Source organism: Brevundimonas sp. SGAir0440 (assembly GCF_005484585.1).
Lineage (GTDB): Bacteria > Pseudomonadota > Alphaproteobacteria > Caulobacterales > Caulobacteraceae > Brevundimonas.
In genome coordinates, this window is the sequence record NZ_CP039435.1 from 678,015 (window position 1) to 692,724 (window position 14,710).

Sequence of the window (14,710 nt, forward strand, 5' to 3'; positions counted from 1 at the left end):
CTACGAATCAAATCACGATCAAATGTCTCGCGGGACCTCAACGCACGTCTAATCCCAGAAAGGCACATAGCCACTTTTGGGCCGATCAGAATCGGCAGGACGTATCAGTCCTTCATCCATAGCTTCACGGATAACGCGGGACACCTGAGCAGCGTTCTGGTCTTCGATTCCAAAGCGTTCTCGCAGACTGGCGTTCGTCATGCGCTTGCGCTCGTGGCGGCGTAGGCAAGCATGCTGATAACAGATTTCAACCCGTTGTTGCCGGTCCAACTCGGCAAAGGATTTTGGTCCCAGCAGGGTCACTCTGGTCGTCCCGTCCACGGTCTCAAAGTTGGGGGCGGGCAGTCTATATTGCTCGGTAGCTTCTACCACTTTGACAAGCCCCGAGCCCAACTCCTCACACATGCCCATGCGTCGCATCAGACTGGCGAGGTGCTCGTTTCGGGACCGAGGTGGGGCTCCGAAAAGCTTTCGGATCATTTCGTTGACCGGAACGCCCGGATTGGAAATCTCGATTCGATCTGCGTAAATTTCTACAATCGGGCTCGTGCCACTGATCGTCATATCTTGGTGGACAAGTGCGTTGGCGATCAACTCACGGATCGCAATCTGCGGGTAGGCGCGGTGACTTGATCGAAGACCATTCTCGATCCGCTCCTCCATAGGCAGGAGATCATCGATAAACTTCAGCATACCGGTGAAGCCAGCAGCGTAGCCTCGAACACCCTCCTGAGTGCGGAGGGTTTTGCCCTTGCTCACACCGTCATACTGAACGACGCGCAGAGCTTTTCGCGCAATCGCAGGGAAGGCGTCCAGACGACGAGCGATAAGGATCGCTCCCAGATTGAGGATATTCCAGCGATCCCCGACATCTTTCGAAATCAACCTGTCGGCTGCAAATCGCTCCAAGACGCCATCATCGGTAGAGGGCGCCTTCTCGCCCAGAAGATTGAAGAACGCTTCGTGATCCAAAGCGGCCAGAACGTCATCTGCTGTTTGAAAGGTCGCCGCGACTCCCGTCTCCCAAGCGAATGGGCGCAGCTTTCCAAGTAGGTCAGCCTCACGCTCTGGATAATCGGTAAGCTTCGGAGTCGCGCTGCCTATCCGAATGTAGGGAATGTCTTGGAACTTGATCGATACCATTCGTGCGGACGGTATCTCCAAAACCACGACACGCCCCTCCTCGAACGAGGCGGTGTGGAAGCGCAACGATGGGCTGGGGATCAGATTTTTTCCGAGCCAGAATTCCAGCGGCTCGTTTCCCTTTTTCTCCGTGCTGGGCTCGAAAGAAGTGCCGACGATCTCGTGGTCATCGTCGCGGATGCCCCACACCAAGTAACCTGATTGTTGACCAGCCAGACAAGCAGCGTTGGCAATGGCGGAGATCGTCTTACCCATTCGCTCTGGATCAAGATTGTTGTGCTTGAACTCCGCCCAGTCCGTTTCGGCCGGGAGTTTTCGGAGGTCGGCAATCAACATCTTCAGGCGATCAGAATCCATTCAGACACCCTACACGAGTTGCACAAGCTTTGCGTCAACGCGGAACACGAAGCCGAAGATAGTAGGTCGATCCCCGAACGATCAGGCCAGACGATTGCCGACGCCGAGCATCAGATGACCGAGGGGACGGTTGAAGAGGCCGTTTGAACGGTGTGTGCGACGAGGTGGTGCTACAGTCTCGCGACAGTGAACTAACTGTATGAGAACGCTTTTTCGACGGTCGCTTGGAAGCCGTGTGTAGCAGCGTGGTGTCAGTTTTATCGCCTGTTTCCGTCCAAACCCTTGTGGAGCAAGGATTTGGTGGAGCCGAGGGGACGCCAGAGGTGCCGTTTTCACGGCTGCCGTGATTTTGGGCTGCACGGCCTCCAGACGGTTCGTCCTGGCCTTGGGTGACCGTAGGGGCGATCTCGTCGGTCATGAGGTCTCCAGGTGGCTCTCAGGCATTCACGTCATCATGCCGCCACGGTGGCAGCATCGGTCTGCCCTGCCGGGGCCATCGACCGTTTTACCCGTTGGACCGTGGCCGTGCTGAATCCGGTCGCCTTTGCGATCGTACGGATGGACTGGCCACGGTTCAGGCGATCGCGGACCGGCTTGAGGTCGATCGGCGCGATGGCGGGGCGGCCCAGGCGGGTGCCTTTGGCGCGAGCGCGGTCGAGCCCCGCATTGATCCTGGTCGTGATGATGGCTCGTTCGAACTCGGCGAAGACGGCCAGCATCTGGAAGAGCATACGGCCCGAGGGCGTCGAGGTATCGACGGCCTGTTGGTGCAGATAGAGGTCGCAGCCCCTGGCCTGGATGTCGGATAGGAAGGCCACCAGATCGGGCAGAGAGCGTCCCAGACGATCGACGGCGAAGGCGGCGACCATATCGACCTCTCGACGATGGACGGCCTTCATCAGAGCATCGAATCCGGGACGCTTGTCCCGGCTCTTGGCTCCGCTGATCCCGGCGTCTTCGAAGACCTGGACGATGGTCCAGCCGGATCGTTCGGCGACCTCGTTCAGGATTCGAAGCTGGTTCTCGGTCGTCTGCTGATCGGTTGAGACCCTGAGGTAAATCCCTGCGCGTTTCACGGGCGTGAGACTCCCACAGTTCTCCAGGGCGTCAAGGAAATGCTGATGTCCTCGGGCGATGGTGTGGACATGACTTCGGCTGAACCAGACCTCCAGGATGTCATGGCCGCCATCGGCGAAGTGATGTTGCGGTGGGGCTTCCTCGAAGCCGTGATGCTGGAGAAGCTCGATCAAGCGAGTGCCGTTATTCATCCAACGGCACCTCCGATTCAGCAATGGCGGCGCGCCAGCACCCATATCGGACAGCCCTTCGTTCAATGGCTGGAAGAGATCGAAAGGGCAGCAGTTGTCCGAAACCTGCTCGCTCATGGCCTCAACGGCGCGCGCTCGGTCCCACGTTGCGAGGTCTATTGCCGACAGCCAGGGGGAGCGATCACTTCCATCAGCCTCGGCGAGCTCCAGGCCGCCGCGCAAGAGATCGACGGCCTCCGTCTTCGCCTTCACCTCAACCGCGCATGACGCCCAACTCGCGTGACTCATTCACATGATTGCTGACACGCCCGGCTGTCCTGAACGGATGCCCGTACGCCGGGCTCGGAGAGAAGATTGTGCGGGCGGGATTTTGTTACGCCCGCAAGGTTGGGCCGGCGGTCCAGCTACTCGGCTACCAGACCCGCCGGCGCCCTTGAGCGGAGGTAAGGAAATCATCGTCCAAGGCTCCTTGGTTCAAATCGAGCCACGCTTTCGCTCGATGATAGGCTGGCATGATCTCCGCTAACGCAGCCCAGAAATCCGGCCCATGGGATCGAACCTTCAGGTGAACCAGTTCGTGCGCGACCACATATTCGAGCACCGCCTTGGGCGCGAAGACGAGGGTCCAGTTAATCAGGATGGCCCCTGTCGGGCCACAGGCACCCCAGCCGGTCTTCATGTCGGCCACGCGGATGGTTCGAGGCTTGAGGTCGAACCGCCGTCGATACGCGGCGGCGATCTCCATCACGTCGCGCCGCACGCGCCGCTTGAGCCATAGCTTGATTTCGGTGGCAACGATCCCGTCCTGATCCTCGCCTCGGACCCACGTGGGAAGGTCCACGACGAAGCCGTTCTTGAAGGCGATCTCGATGTGTGGCCCGTCATGCCGCCGCACGGTCAGCTTCGCCATTCGTCCGCGATAGGGAATCTTCGAGCCCGTCATGAACCGCGGCACGACTGCCCGCTTCGTCACGACCGCCTCAAGCTCGCGCAGGGTGTTGAACAGCCACTGCCGCTTGCGGGTCAGGAAGGCGTCGATCTCCGCGTCGTCGTCCGTCGTCAGAACCAGGACTTCGACATGGCCGGGTGTGACCGTGATCCGCCGCTCCGAAGCGGCTGCGGATCGCCGAAGTTCAAAGGCGACCTCGGTCTGGCCGATGCGCACCACGCCCATCAGCGACCCTCGGCGTAGGCGTGCACCGAATAGGCTTCGATCTCGTCGCGCACCGTGCTGGCGTCGCCGAGGTTCAGACGCCGAAGGAATTTGCGGACCTCGCGCCGCAGTTCCTTCTTGTAGCCGTCCATGAAAAACCACGACGGCTGGCTAGCCTGCGCCTGGGCGTAGAGGTCTCCGATCTCCACGGCGACGGCATGGATCGCCGCGTGGTCCGCGTCCGTGACGTGCGGCTCCATGATCCGCAGAATCGCGAAAGCGCGCTTGTCCATTCCCAGCTCGGCATGGGCCCCGGCCTCGGCTTCGATCCCGCCCGTCAGGTCTTCGAAGTCCTTCAGTCCCTCGGCGGCGGCAATCTGGCCTTCTTCGAACCGGCGGATGATCTCCAGCACACGTTCAGAGAAGCGGCCATATTGGGCGGGGTTCTTGTCCACGAGTTCGCGGGTGACCCGCTTCAGTTCGGCGGCCTTCCGAACGAATGCTTCGTGCAGTTCTTCGTCCGGTTTCCCTTCAGTATCGAAGTCGCCCTTGAACTCGGGGTCCGTGATGTTCCGAAGGCGGACGGTCGTCGTCAGGCCGGTGGCCCGGACGTGCTCCTCCAGCATGTCTTTGATCTTGCCCGAGTAGGTCAGGTGATCGAGGCTCTCGTCCTTGGTGATCGCCTGTTGGGCCAGCCGCAGGAAAGTCGCGGCCCATTTCATATCCTCGGTGAAGTCGAGGATCGCCGGATCGGGCGACAGGTCGCCATAGGTCCGCACGAAGTGGCGGCCCAGCCGCAGAAGCTCGAACCAGTCGTCCTCACGACCATCGGCCACCAGCTTCTCAATGGCGTAGGCGGCGGCCTTCTCGTCCATGCCGTCGAGGCCGAGCAGCCGCCGCTGGCGCATGAACTCTGCGTGGGTCTTCCGCAGGTCGCGGCGCAGCACGTCGAGGTCGCGCAGCGCGTTCTGAACGTCGTCGGCGCGGTAGGAGGACAGGGCGTCGTCGAGGTGTTGGGTGACGCCGATGTAGTCCACGATCCGACCGTGCGGCTTGTCGACCGTCGAGCCGTCCGGTCGCTTGATCGAGCATGTGCGGTTGGTGCGCGCGATGGCTTGAAGCAGCCCATGCTCGCGCAGCGGCTTGTCCAGATACATGACGTGCTCGTTGGGCGCGTCGAAGCCGGTCAGCAGCTTGTCGCAGACGATCAGGAAGCTCGGCTCATCGCCGCTGCCCTTGAAAGCCTTCTTGGCCGCCTTCTCCCCGTCTGCATCAAGGTAATGGGCGCGCAGTTCGGCACGGACGGCTTCGATGTCCGCATCCTCGCTCGGCTTGTCGTCCTCTTGGCTCTTGGAGAAAACGCACGCGATCATCCGCTCGGCCTTAGCCGCCGCGTCCGCCTCCGCCATGCCGTCCTTCACCAGATCAGAGGCAATTACCCCGGCCAAGGCCAACCGGTAGAGCACGACCGACTCGCGGTCGATGGCGACGATCTGGGCCTTGAACCCGTCCGGGCGACAGGTCTCGTTGAAGTGCTCCCGGATGTCTCGCGCGATCAGCCGGATGCGCTCCGGGTGCTTGGCGATCAGCGCGAGGCTGACACCCTTTTGCTTCAGCTTCTCGCGCTTCTCGTCGGACAGATCGACGAACCAGCGGTCGAACAGGATGTCGATCTCGGCCTCGTTGATCGACCATTCGGTTTTCCGGCCCTCGTAGAGGATAGGCACGGTGGCACCGTCGCGCACGGCGTCGTCGATCCCGTATTTGTCGAGGTAGGTCTCCCCCGCCTCGCTGAAGCGGGCGTAGGTGTCCTTGTCGGCCTTTTTGATCGGGGTGCCTGTGAAGCCGAAGAATCGAGCGTCCGGCAGCGTCGCCTGGAGGAAGGCGCCAAGGTCTTTCTCTTGGGTTCGGTGGCACTCGTCCACCAGCACAATCCAGTCCTGCGAGTTTGGGATCGACTCCTTGGAGCCCTGGAACTTGAAGATGGTCGAGAGCAGGATTTGACCCGAGCCGCCGCGCGCCACCGCCTCGCGCAACGCCTTCACATCTCCCGCTTGCTTCGGGTTGGGCAGACCGCAGGCGACGAAGGTCTTGGATATCTGATCGTCCAGATCAATGCGGTCGGTCAGGACGAGGATGTTCGGGTTCTGGAGCGTCGGCGCGTTCAGCGTCAGATGAGTCTTCAGCTTCAGGGCGAGGAAGACCATCGTCAGGCTCTTGCCCGAGCCTTGGGTGTGCCAGATCAGGCCCTTCTTTTTGGTCCCCTCGGCCACGCGGTTCACCGCCTTGTTGACGGCCCGGAACTGCTGATAACGGCAGACCTTCTTGATCCGTCGTCCGGTGTCGGGATCGCTTTCGAAGACGATGAAGTGGGCCAGCAGGTCCAACAGCCGGGAAGGTTCCAGCAGACACCACAGGTCTTTGGTCAGATCGTCAGCGAACTCGTCGCGTGAGCGCGGCCACGGGTCGGGCCACGGGGCGTAGAACTTCGCCGGGGCGCCGGTCGCGCCATACAGCGTCGCCATGCCATCTGTGACGATGCTGAGGGCGTTAGGGTAGAACAGGCGCGGGATGTCGCGCTCATACTGCTTGATTTGCTCGAATGCCTGACCGGAACGATCTGCCGCCTTCAGCGGGCATTTCGCCTCAACTACGACCAGCGGGATGCCGTTCACGAACACCACCAGATCGGCGATGCGCGACCGCTGCGCCTCGACCTTGAACTGGCGCACGACGTGGTAGCGGTTCCTATCGGGCTGCTTGAAGTCGATCAGGGCGACCGGCCTGTCCTTGGCCTCTCCCTTCAGCCGCCGGGAATAGGCGCCGCGCAGTCGCCGCTGCCATTCCTCATTGTCAGACAGAGTGGACAGGTCGCTGTAGATCGCCTCCGCATCCTCGGCGCCCAGCCCTTCGTTCAGAGCCTGAAGGGCCTCGACCAGCACCGGCTTCAGCAGGACGCGGTTCGCCTCCTGCCGCATCAGCATCGCCGCCTCGTGATGAAGTGCGACGTAGCGCATGGCGGTCAGGGCATCGAGCGCAGGCTTCTCGGCGAGGCGGTATTCGCTCATGCGGGCACTCTGACGCGGCCGGAGAGGAGGTCTGACGCGATATGCTGGCGAAGCGCGCGAGCCTGTTCGAAGGTCACATTGGCAGCGGACCGAGCATTTTCCATTTCTGAAAGGGTGGAAGCCACCTCCATTCTCACCTCACGCGATGGCCAGCCTGTTTCATAATCGACGATATTCGCCTTTTGTGTATGGACGAGGGCCGAAGCTCCATGCGCCTCCTCTTCGATCTGTTTGGTCAGTCGGAGCAGGGAGAAGTAGAGAAACTGGGCGTCAGATTTCGATGTCGGGACAACTTTCCATGTATGGTAGTTTAGCAACCCCTCTGGCCCTTTCCAGATGTGCGGGCCGAACGATGTGCCTCGGCTTCCGGACCAAGCGAACAAAAGCTCTCCAGTGCCCACCCTTATCTTCGGATTATATGCGCCGGAGTAGAAGTTGAACTCGGTGCCGCCGTTGAGATTCTGAATGCGAATGATGGGTAGGCCGGTGCTTTCCCATTCGTGAGGTTTAAAGCCTCGGCCGTTGATGAACTCGGCTACTTGGCCAAGGCGCGTCTTTGGCCAGTCAGCTGCGTCACCATCCAACATCTCGCCCAAGGATGCTCTGAAAACCGAGTTCGCAGCGTGCCTCGCCCTATCGGCAGCTTGCAACACATCGTGCACAGAGCGAAGCACCTCGGCGATCCGCCGCTGCTCCTCCAGCGGAGGGACGAGAATAGGCTGGACGTAAGCCTTGTCCCGGTTCAGGCCGGGCACCCCGGTCGCTTCGTTCAACTCGGATAAGCGGGCGTGTTCCAGCGTAGCCGCCAGCCAATCGAAATCAGCTGCCACGCGAGGAACGACGAAGTAAGTCGTGTCGATTGGCCAGAACGGGCCTGTCGTGACAGTCACCGATCCAGCCGTTCCCTTGCGACCGACAACGATGCCGCGCTTGTTCACGAGCGCAACGGAATGCTGGCCGCATACCCCATTTGAGCCGTAGACGGGGATCGGGCCCGGTGCGCGCGCGGAGGCCGAAAGAGCGCGGCCGTATTCCAAGCGGATCACGTCGCCGAGTGTGGCCGAACTCCATCCATCCGGCACCTCACCCGACATAGCCGAGCCTCTTGAGGTGGCCGAACATCACCACCTCGGCCTCGTTGCGCTTGGCGATCAGGTCTTTCAGCTTGGCCACCTCGGCGGCGACATCCACCGCCTCGCTGTCCGCACCGGTCTGAACGTAGCGGCTGATGTTCAGGTTGAAGCCATTGGCTTCGATCTCATCGACCGGCACCACACGCGCCAGCTTCTCGATGTCGGCGAAACCGTGGAAGGCGTCGGCCAGCGTCCGCACATCGGCGTCGGTCAAATGGTTCTGCGCTTTGCCCGGCGTGAAGGTGGCGTCGCCGTTGATGACCAGCACCTTGCCCTTCCGCTCGGCGGGCTTGGTCTTGCGGATGATCATGATCGCCGCCGGGATGCCCGCGCCATAAAACAGGTTGGGCGCCAGCCCGATCACCGCCTCGATGATGTCGGCCTTCAGCATGGCCTCACGGATGCGACCCTCGGCGCCGCCCCGGAACAGCACCCCGTGTGGCACCACCACGCCCAGCATGCCGTCGTCCTTCAGCGAAGCGACCATGTGTTGGACGAAGGCGAGATCGCCGTAGCCCTTGGGCGGCACGCCATATTGGTCACGACCGAACGGATCGCCATTGGTCCAGACCTCGTGGCCCCAGACCTTCTGTGAGAATGGCGGATTGGCCAGCACGCGATCATAGGCGCCGACGCCGGGCGTGAACTCCTGCGCGCGCGGATCGTATCGCTTGGGGTCAAGGAGGGTGTCGCCCTTGGCGATGAAGGCGTCGTCGATGTCGTGGAGGAACAGGTTGATCTGGGCGATGGCCCAGGTGTCGAGTTCCTTCTCCTGCCCGTAGAGGGACAGGCTGCGCGGGTCTTGGCTCTTGTCCTTTAGGTGCTGGGCGGCCTCCAGCAGCATGCCGCCCGAGCCGCAGGTGGGGTCGTAGATCGACATTCCCGGCTGGGGATCGAGGCATTCGACGATCAGCTTCACGACCTGCCGGGGCGTGTAGAACTCGCCGCCCTTCTTGCCCGCGCCCTCGGCGAACTGCTCGATCAGATACATGTAGGCGTCGCCCAGCATGTCGGGCGGCACGTCGCTATTCCGCAGTCGATGCTTCTCGAAGTGGGCGAGCAGCTTCTCCAGGCGGGCGTCGGGGAAACGCTCTTGGTTCGCAAAGTCCACGTCGCCGAACACGCCCCGCAGACGCAGGTTCGCGTCTTCCAAGGCCGCGAAAGCGTTGTTCAGATGCTGGCCGATCTGGGTGGCGTGCTTCCTGACCTCATTCCAATGATGCTGCGGCGGAACGTGGAAGCGGTGCTCGTCAGGATCAGCCGCCTCCTCGCGGTCGCCGGTCTCGGCCAGCAATACCTCGAACTCCTCATCCCACACGTCGCAGAGGCGCCGGTAGAACAGCAGGGCGAAGATGTAGTCCTTGAACTTCCCCGCATCGACGTGACCCCGCAGGATATCCGCCGCCTGCCACAGGTGCCGCTCGAGTTCCGATTGCGTAAATGTGGCCACCTAGTTTCCCCCGTATTCAACCCTTGAATCCTCAGGGAGCTGGCGGGTCAAGCCGTTAGGATATCAGGCGACCGCGTCACCGCGTCACCAAACCGGCGTAACGAACAACCAGTTGCCGGGCCTCCTGCATCGCGACCTGGTGGCGTAGTTCTCCGGATGCACTGGACTGCTCCAGCTCTTTTGCGCACGAGTAGAGCGTCTGTCGCAAGTCGCCGGCGATCGCTTCGTCAATTCCACAGCCGTCCATCATCTTGGGAGAAGCCAGGTTGTTGAGGGCCGACGGATGACCTCCTCGTGCCGCACGGCTGAACCAGTGATGCGCCCCCAACCAGTTTGCTCGGGTGAACTCTCCTGGATGGATCGTGTATTTGCGGGCCCGCCCAAACGACATGCGGTGCCCCACGGCATTCTCATCACCGTGACAGCCGGCCACAGCCCGCTCCCAAGCCGTGACTTCATCCAGTTCCGTGCAGTCGAGGAATGCGTCAATTTCAAGCGGTTCGAGGTCATTGAGGGTGGTGAGTTCGATGATCCCCCGACGCTCCGGCTTCGCCCTTATGAACGCTGGCATATCTCTCGTGGTGAGCACTACCTTACTGATGCCGATGCCGACCGATGCCACATGCTGGTCGGGCCGTCCGACGAGGATTGTGCGACCGTCGCCATGCATGACCGTTATGATCTCAAAGGGGACCCAATCGCCTGGAGCTGCTTCGGGCGGCGGGCGAGTGGGCACCTTCGTCGCGGCGCCAGCGACCCCCGCGATCACTGAGCGCGTCTCGCCCCGATCCATGCAGGGATGCTTGGGCCATGGCCATCCCAATGAGTCGAAGTAGACCGAACCGCCGTTCTCAGAGCGGTAAAAGTACACGCCTACTCCACAAACCGGGCAACGGGCGTTCGGGTTGACGAACTGGACGCGGTGTTCGTCCGGAGCTGAACTGACCAACGGCACCGCATAGGACATGCCGCCCCAGCCGCAGTTGCAGCGAGATGAGTGGTTCCAAGCGTTACAGGCCATCGACACTCCCCTAATTTCCGAATGCCAGTGAAGGCCGGAAAGGCTCCGGACACAACTGGGAGGTGATTGGCCTTGCGTGCTCCCGAGGCCGCTAAATATCCCTATGCAGATACTCAACTTCTTTTCAGGCCGGGCAGAGTCAGGTTTCGCCGATTGGGATACCGGCTGTCCGCACAAAGTCATCCTAACTCTCAACCCGTCGGTCGAAAGCGATGCGGCGGAGATCGAGACCGCTTCAGGCTGGCTGAGCCAACCCGGTCGTCGGGGAGCCGCAAAGCGGAAAATCCATGACGCAACGGGGCAGGTGGAGTTCGCATTCGAGTCTGATGCCGACGCGTTTGAGTTCGCATGCAGCTTCGGAAGTCATGGCCGTCGGGCCTAGGCCATCAAGATATTGATTTAATTGACAAAATTACTGCTTTATACTAAAGCGCAGGTGATGTCCCGCTGCGCAAGAGAGCCTCTCCCTATCTCCTCCCCTTGGGCCCTTGCTGCTATTCGGGAATTAGGCGCGAATTTCCTGGCGTGGGTGCTGTGCGAAGCTGGGATGGAACGCCGGCAGGTCGTATTCGCCCTTTCGGCGCATGGTTGGCTCGATCATCCCGAAGCGATTGTTGCTCAACTCGCTCCGGCACGATTGCATGAATCGCGGGCCGCTCTTTCTGAACTTCTGATCACCCACGATCTGCGTGGCTTGGCACGCGCAGCCTTCGGACATTGTCCGGACGGCTACCTGGGCGGGCTCCGCCGGTTGGGGCCAGACGCATTTTCACTTCCGGAAACGTACGAAAAATATTTCGCGCTGTTCGCCGACCCGGCTTTGCGGCACCGCCGAAAAGTCGCCCAGCATCTCGGCTGCTTGACCGAGGCAAAGATTGAAATGCTGCTGGAGATCGATGCCGCGCTCCTCCACGTGGGATTCTTCGCGCGGCTGTCGTCGCTCGAAGAGGTGAGGGCGATCAACTCCGCCTTGGCGGCGGTCCGTTCGGTTTCTGATCGCGAGCACGAGGCCGCACTTGTCGCTGCCGCGACGGATGGAGGGGAAGACCGGAAGGTTGAGCAGTTCATCACGGCTTGGATTAAACGTTGTCGATTTCCAGGTTTGCCGTTCGAGGCCGATCCGGCGCACGGGGTCTTTCCGATCCAGGATGCTGGGCGGCTCCTGATGAAGTCGATCCAGTACCGGAACTGCGCTCGCGGCCTGCACCGCGTCGTTGACGCGATCGCCGGGAGGTCGGCGTACGTTGTCTATGAACCGAATGGCCTGCCTACTGCGATGGCTTTGCTCTACCGACTGACGAACGGCGGATGGCTCGTAGAGGGTGTGTATGGCGTGAGTAACTCGCGGGTACCTGCGGAAGTACAGAGGCCCTTTCGGGCTTGGCTGGAGTCCCGCGGTGTGACGAGCCTGGACCGTCCAAAGCTAGCGGCTGAGTGGAAGACGGTACTCGGTCTCGTGGGTCAATCCAGGTGGGCCGAACTGGAACCGGAGCACGACCTATTGCCAGCCTAAAGGATCACGCGCTCCACGCCCTTGGCGCGGCCCGCTCCTTGGCCGTCTCTTCCGCTCGCGATGCTCGCTCCCTAGCCGACCTGCGGAAAATCCTAAATGCGAAGCGAAGCAATCAAATCACTCATCCGGTGGAAGTGACACCTTTATCCCCCCCCTCCAATACGACTTCACGAGGAGAGGTCATATTGGAAGGGGGGAGTGCGAGTTCTCATCCGTATGGATTTTCAGAACCTATTGAATAGTCACGTCGCGGATTCTGATCCGCGCAGGTGGTTTCCCGAGACCCTGCTCTGCGACTGCTTCCCCGTCCTCACACCGCGTTGTGCTGTGTCGGCCAGCGTGGATAGCGCAGGAGTGGCGTTTGTTTGGGTCCCATCCGAAGATGTCCCGTGTAGCCTTCAACTCTTTGCGCATCGCTTCCGATCTCGGTGATCGTAGGAACGAAACGGTTAGACGCCTGTGCGGCGCCAGCCTCCGATCTAGTCCATTCAACCGAACCGATCGGAGCGACAGGTCGCAGATGTCGCTGCGGAGCCTGTCGTCTTGCTCAATGCTCTTTCGCCCATAGGCGGAGGGGCCGTTACTCCAGTCGTGTGGTTTCCCCGACGCTGGATGTCCGCCTCTTTGCCCACCCTGGCACGCTGTCGGTTCCGAATCCGATCCACGCTTCGCGAGGGGAGGGCCCGCATCTACTCCCTGGATGACTATGTGGCTCGAATGTCTGTGAAAACGAGACTCCAAGAAGAATGCCAGATCGCTGAGCACTAGTCATTATTTATTTTCAAGGAAATGCAGGTACTTTAATTTTGCTTATCCATATCTGGATGGGTTAATATCTAGTTCTAGGCAATCAAGCCCACGGACATTTTGATAGTGAATAACTACTTCCGTTATGACTGCGCACTAAACATTGCCGGTTTCTATGTAGTTCTTCTTTGGGACCCTGATTATTCTGATACTTCACCTTGGAGTGTTCGAGCCATGTCAAAAGATGAGGCGATTCAGCGTGCGCGAGCAGATTGGCATGCATGGTTGAAAGGTGATGATGATGAAGACGACTGCGAGTCGAACAAACTCGATGATCCAGAGGTATTCAAAGTTTACGCGAACAGTTGGATAGGTGAGCGGATCGACTAATTTCCCAGAACGGTGGAACGCTATCGCTGGGATTTGTTGGAAGATGGTCCGCCGGCGCCTCAAGGGCGCCGGCGGGTCTGGTAGCCGAGTAGCTGGACCGCCGGCCCAACCTTGCGGGCGTAACAAAATCCCGCCCGCACAATCTTCTCTCCGAGCCCGGCGTACGGGCATCCGTTCAGGACAGCCGGGCGTGTCAGCAATCATGTGAATGAGTCACGCGAGTTGGGCGTCATGCGCGGTTGAGGTGAAGGCGAAGACGGAGGCCGTCGATCTCTTGCGCGGCGGCCTGGAGCTCGCCGAGGCTGATGGAAGTGATCGCTCCCCCTGGCTGTCGGCAATAGACCTCGCAACGTGGGACCGAGCGCGCGCCGTTGAGGCCATGAGCGAGCAGGTTTCGGACAACTGCTGCCCTTTCGATCTCTTCCAGCCATTGAACGAAGGGCTGTCCGATATGGGTGCTGGCGCGCCGCCATTGCTGAATCGGAGGTGCCGTTGGATGAATAACGGCACTCGCTTGATCGAGCTTCTCCAGCATCACGGCTTCGAGGAAGCCCCACCGCAACATCACTTCGCCGATGGCGGCCATGACATCCTGGAGGTCTGGTTCAGCCGAAGTCATGTCCACACCATCGCCCGAGGACATCAGCATTTCCTTGACGCCCTGGAGAACTGTGGGAGTCTCACGCCCGTGAAACGCGCAGGGATTTACCTCAGGGTCTCAACCGATCAGCAGACGACCGAGAACCAGCTTCGAATCCTGAACGAGGTCGCCGAACGATCCGGCTGGACCATCGTCCAGGTCTTCGAAGACGCCGGGATCAGCGGAGCCAAGAGCCGGGACAAGCGTCCCGGATTCGATGCTCTGATGAAGGCCGTCCATCGTCGAGAGGTCGATATGGTCGCCGCCTTCGCCGTCGATCGTCTGGGACGCTCTCTGCCCGATCTGGTGGCCTTCCTATCCGACATCCAGGCCAGGGGCTGCGACCTCTATCTGCACCAACAGGCCGTCGATACCTCGACGCCCTCGGGCCGTATGCTCTTCCAGATGCTGGCCGTCTTCGCCGAGTTCGAACGAGCCATCATCACGACCAGGATCAATGCGGGGCTCGACCGCGCTCGCGCCAAAGGCACCCGCCTGGGCCGCCCCGCCATCGCGCCGATCGACCTCAAGCCGGTCCGCGATCGCCTGAACCGTGGCCAGTCCATCCGTACGATCGCAAAGGCGACCGGATTCAGCACGGCCACGGTCCAACGGGTAAAACGGTCGATGGCCCCGGCAGGGCAGACCGATGCTGCCACCGTGGCGGCATGATGACGTGAATGCCTGAGAGCCACCTGGAGACCTCATGACCGACGAGATCGCCCCTACGGTCACCCAAGGCCAGGACGAACCGTCTGGAGGCCGTGCAGCCCAAAATCACGGCAGCCGTGAAAACGGCACCTCTGGCGTCCCCTCGGCTCCACCAG

Annotated in this window: 13 protein-coding genes; 5 read left to right on the forward strand and 8 right to left on the reverse strand. The window is 60.9% G+C overall.

Annotation, left to right across the window (positions count from 1 at the left end; translation table 11 throughout):
- Positions 1-48: 48 nt before the first annotated feature.
- Both E7T10_RS03265 and E7T10_RS03270 read right to left on the reverse strand, forming a co-directional pair.
- Positions 49-1,500: an ATP-binding protein gene (locus E7T10_RS03265; protein WP_137720710.1), complete on the reverse strand. Its 1,452-nt coding sequence runs from the start codon at positions 1,498-1,500 to the stop codon at positions 49-51.
- A gap of 452 nt (positions 1,501-1,952) precedes the next feature.
- Complete coding sequence (locus E7T10_RS03270; RefSeq protein WP_246846086.1) at positions 1,953-2,576, reverse strand: recombinase family protein; 624 nt, start codon at positions 2,574-2,576, stop codon at positions 1,953-1,955.
- A 45-nt stretch (positions 2,577-2,621) separates the two neighbouring features.
- Between E7T10_RS03270 and E7T10_RS15870 the strand changes: the two genes are divergently transcribed.
- Positions 2,622-3,035, forward strand: coding sequence for a hypothetical protein (locus E7T10_RS15870; RefSeq protein WP_246846087.1), 414 nt, complete (start codon positions 2,622-2,624; stop codon positions 3,033-3,035).
- 145 nt (positions 3,036-3,180) lie between these two features.
- Here E7T10_RS15870 and E7T10_RS03275 read toward each other — a convergent pair whose 3' ends face one another.
- From E7T10_RS03275 to E7T10_RS03295, 5 genes are all read right to left on the reverse strand, one after another.
- Positions 3,181-3,942, reverse strand: coding sequence for a M48 family metallopeptidase (locus tag E7T10_RS03275; RefSeq protein ID WP_137720711.1), 762 nt, complete (start codon positions 3,940-3,942; stop codon positions 3,181-3,183).
- Entirely contained in the window at positions 3,942-6,989 is a 3,048-nt protein-coding gene (locus E7T10_RS03280; protein ID WP_137720712.1) for a type I restriction endonuclease subunit R, read from the reverse strand. The genes E7T10_RS03275 and E7T10_RS03280 overlap by 1 nt, the downstream gene beginning before the upstream one ends.
- Positions 6,986-8,083 (reverse strand): restriction endonuclease subunit S, encoded by a 1,098-nt coding sequence (locus E7T10_RS03285; RefSeq protein ID WP_137720713.1) that lies wholly within the window; start codon positions 8,081-8,083, stop codon positions 6,986-6,988. Before E7T10_RS03285 ends, E7T10_RS03280 begins: the two co-directional genes overlap by 4 nt.
- Positions 8,073-9,572 carry a class I SAM-dependent DNA methyltransferase gene (locus E7T10_RS03290; RefSeq protein WP_137720714.1) on the reverse strand — a complete coding sequence of 500 codons (1,500 nt, stop codon included), beginning with the start codon at positions 9,570-9,572 and terminating at the stop codon, positions 8,073-8,075. The genes E7T10_RS03285 and E7T10_RS03290 overlap by 11 nt, the downstream gene beginning before the upstream one ends.
- A gap of 76 nt (positions 9,573-9,648) precedes the next feature.
- Positions 9,649-10,539, reverse strand: coding sequence for a hypothetical protein (locus E7T10_RS03295; protein ID WP_137720715.1), 891 nt, complete (start codon positions 10,537-10,539; stop codon positions 9,649-9,651).
- Positions 10,540-10,696: 157 nt separating this feature from the next.
- Here E7T10_RS03295 and E7T10_RS03300 point away from each other — a divergent pair, with 157 nt between their 5' ends.
- The 3 genes from E7T10_RS03300 to E7T10_RS03310 all read left to right on the forward strand — a co-directional run bounded on the left by E7T10_RS03300 (position 10,697) and on the right by E7T10_RS03310 (position 13,243).
- Positions 10,697-10,975, forward strand: coding sequence for a hypothetical protein (locus E7T10_RS03300; RefSeq protein ID WP_137720716.1), 279 nt, complete (start codon positions 10,697-10,699; stop codon positions 10,973-10,975).
- A 21-nt stretch (positions 10,976-10,996) separates the two neighbouring features.
- Positions 10,997-12,106: a hypothetical protein gene (locus E7T10_RS03305; protein WP_137720717.1), complete on the forward strand. Its 1,110-nt coding sequence runs from the start codon at positions 10,997-10,999 to the stop codon at positions 12,104-12,106.
- An 873-nt stretch (positions 12,107-12,979) separates the two neighbouring features.
- Entirely contained in the window at positions 12,980-13,243 is a 264-nt protein-coding gene (locus E7T10_RS03310) for a hypothetical protein (RefSeq protein ID WP_137720718.1), read from the forward strand.
- A gap of 229 nt (positions 13,244-13,472) precedes the next feature.
- On the opposite strand, the gene E7T10_RS15875 is transcribed toward E7T10_RS03310, so the two are convergent.
- Positions 13,473-13,886, reverse strand: coding sequence for a hypothetical protein (locus tag E7T10_RS15875; protein WP_246846087.1), 414 nt, complete (start codon positions 13,884-13,886; stop codon positions 13,473-13,475).
- Between the two features lie 45 nt (positions 13,887-13,931).
- On the opposite strand from E7T10_RS15875, the gene E7T10_RS03315 reads away from it, so the two are divergent.
- Positions 13,932-14,555, forward strand: a complete 624-nt coding sequence (locus tag E7T10_RS03315) for a recombinase family protein (RefSeq protein WP_246846086.1) — start codon at positions 13,932-13,934, stop codon at positions 14,553-14,555.
- Positions 14,556-14,710: the final 155 nt, after the last annotated feature.

Bases quoted from the DNA above. Each gene is read 5' to 3' on its own strand.
- E7T10_RS03265 (WP_137720710.1), bottom strand. From the start codon at position 1,500: ATGGATTCTGATCGCCTGAAGATGTTGATTGCCGACCTCCGAAAACTC.
- E7T10_RS15870 (WP_246846087.1), top strand. From the start codon at position 2,622: ATGTCCTCGGGCGATGGTGTGGACATGACTTCGGCTGAACCAGACCTC.
- E7T10_RS03275 (WP_137720711.1), bottom strand. From the start codon at position 3,942: ATGGGCGTGGTGCGCATCGGCCAGACCGAGGTCGCCTTTGAACTTCGG.
- E7T10_RS03280 (WP_137720712.1), bottom strand. From the start codon at position 6,989: ATGAGCGAATACCGCCTCGCCGAGAAGCCTGCGCTCGATGCCCTGACC.
- E7T10_RS03285 (WP_137720713.1), bottom strand. From the start codon at position 8,083: ATGTCGGGTGAGGTGCCGGATGGATGGAGTTCGGCCACACTCGGCGAC.
- E7T10_RS03295 (WP_137720715.1), bottom strand. From the start codon at position 10,539: ATGTCCTATGCGGTGCCGTTGGTCAGTTCAGCTCCGGACGAACACCGC.
- E7T10_RS03300 (WP_137720716.1), top strand. From the start codon at position 10,697: ATGCAGATACTCAACTTCTTTTCAGGCCGGGCAGAGTCAGGTTTCGCC.
- E7T10_RS15875 (WP_246846087.1), bottom strand. From the start codon at position 13,886: ATGTCCTCGGGCGATGGTGTGGACATGACTTCGGCTGAACCAGACCTC.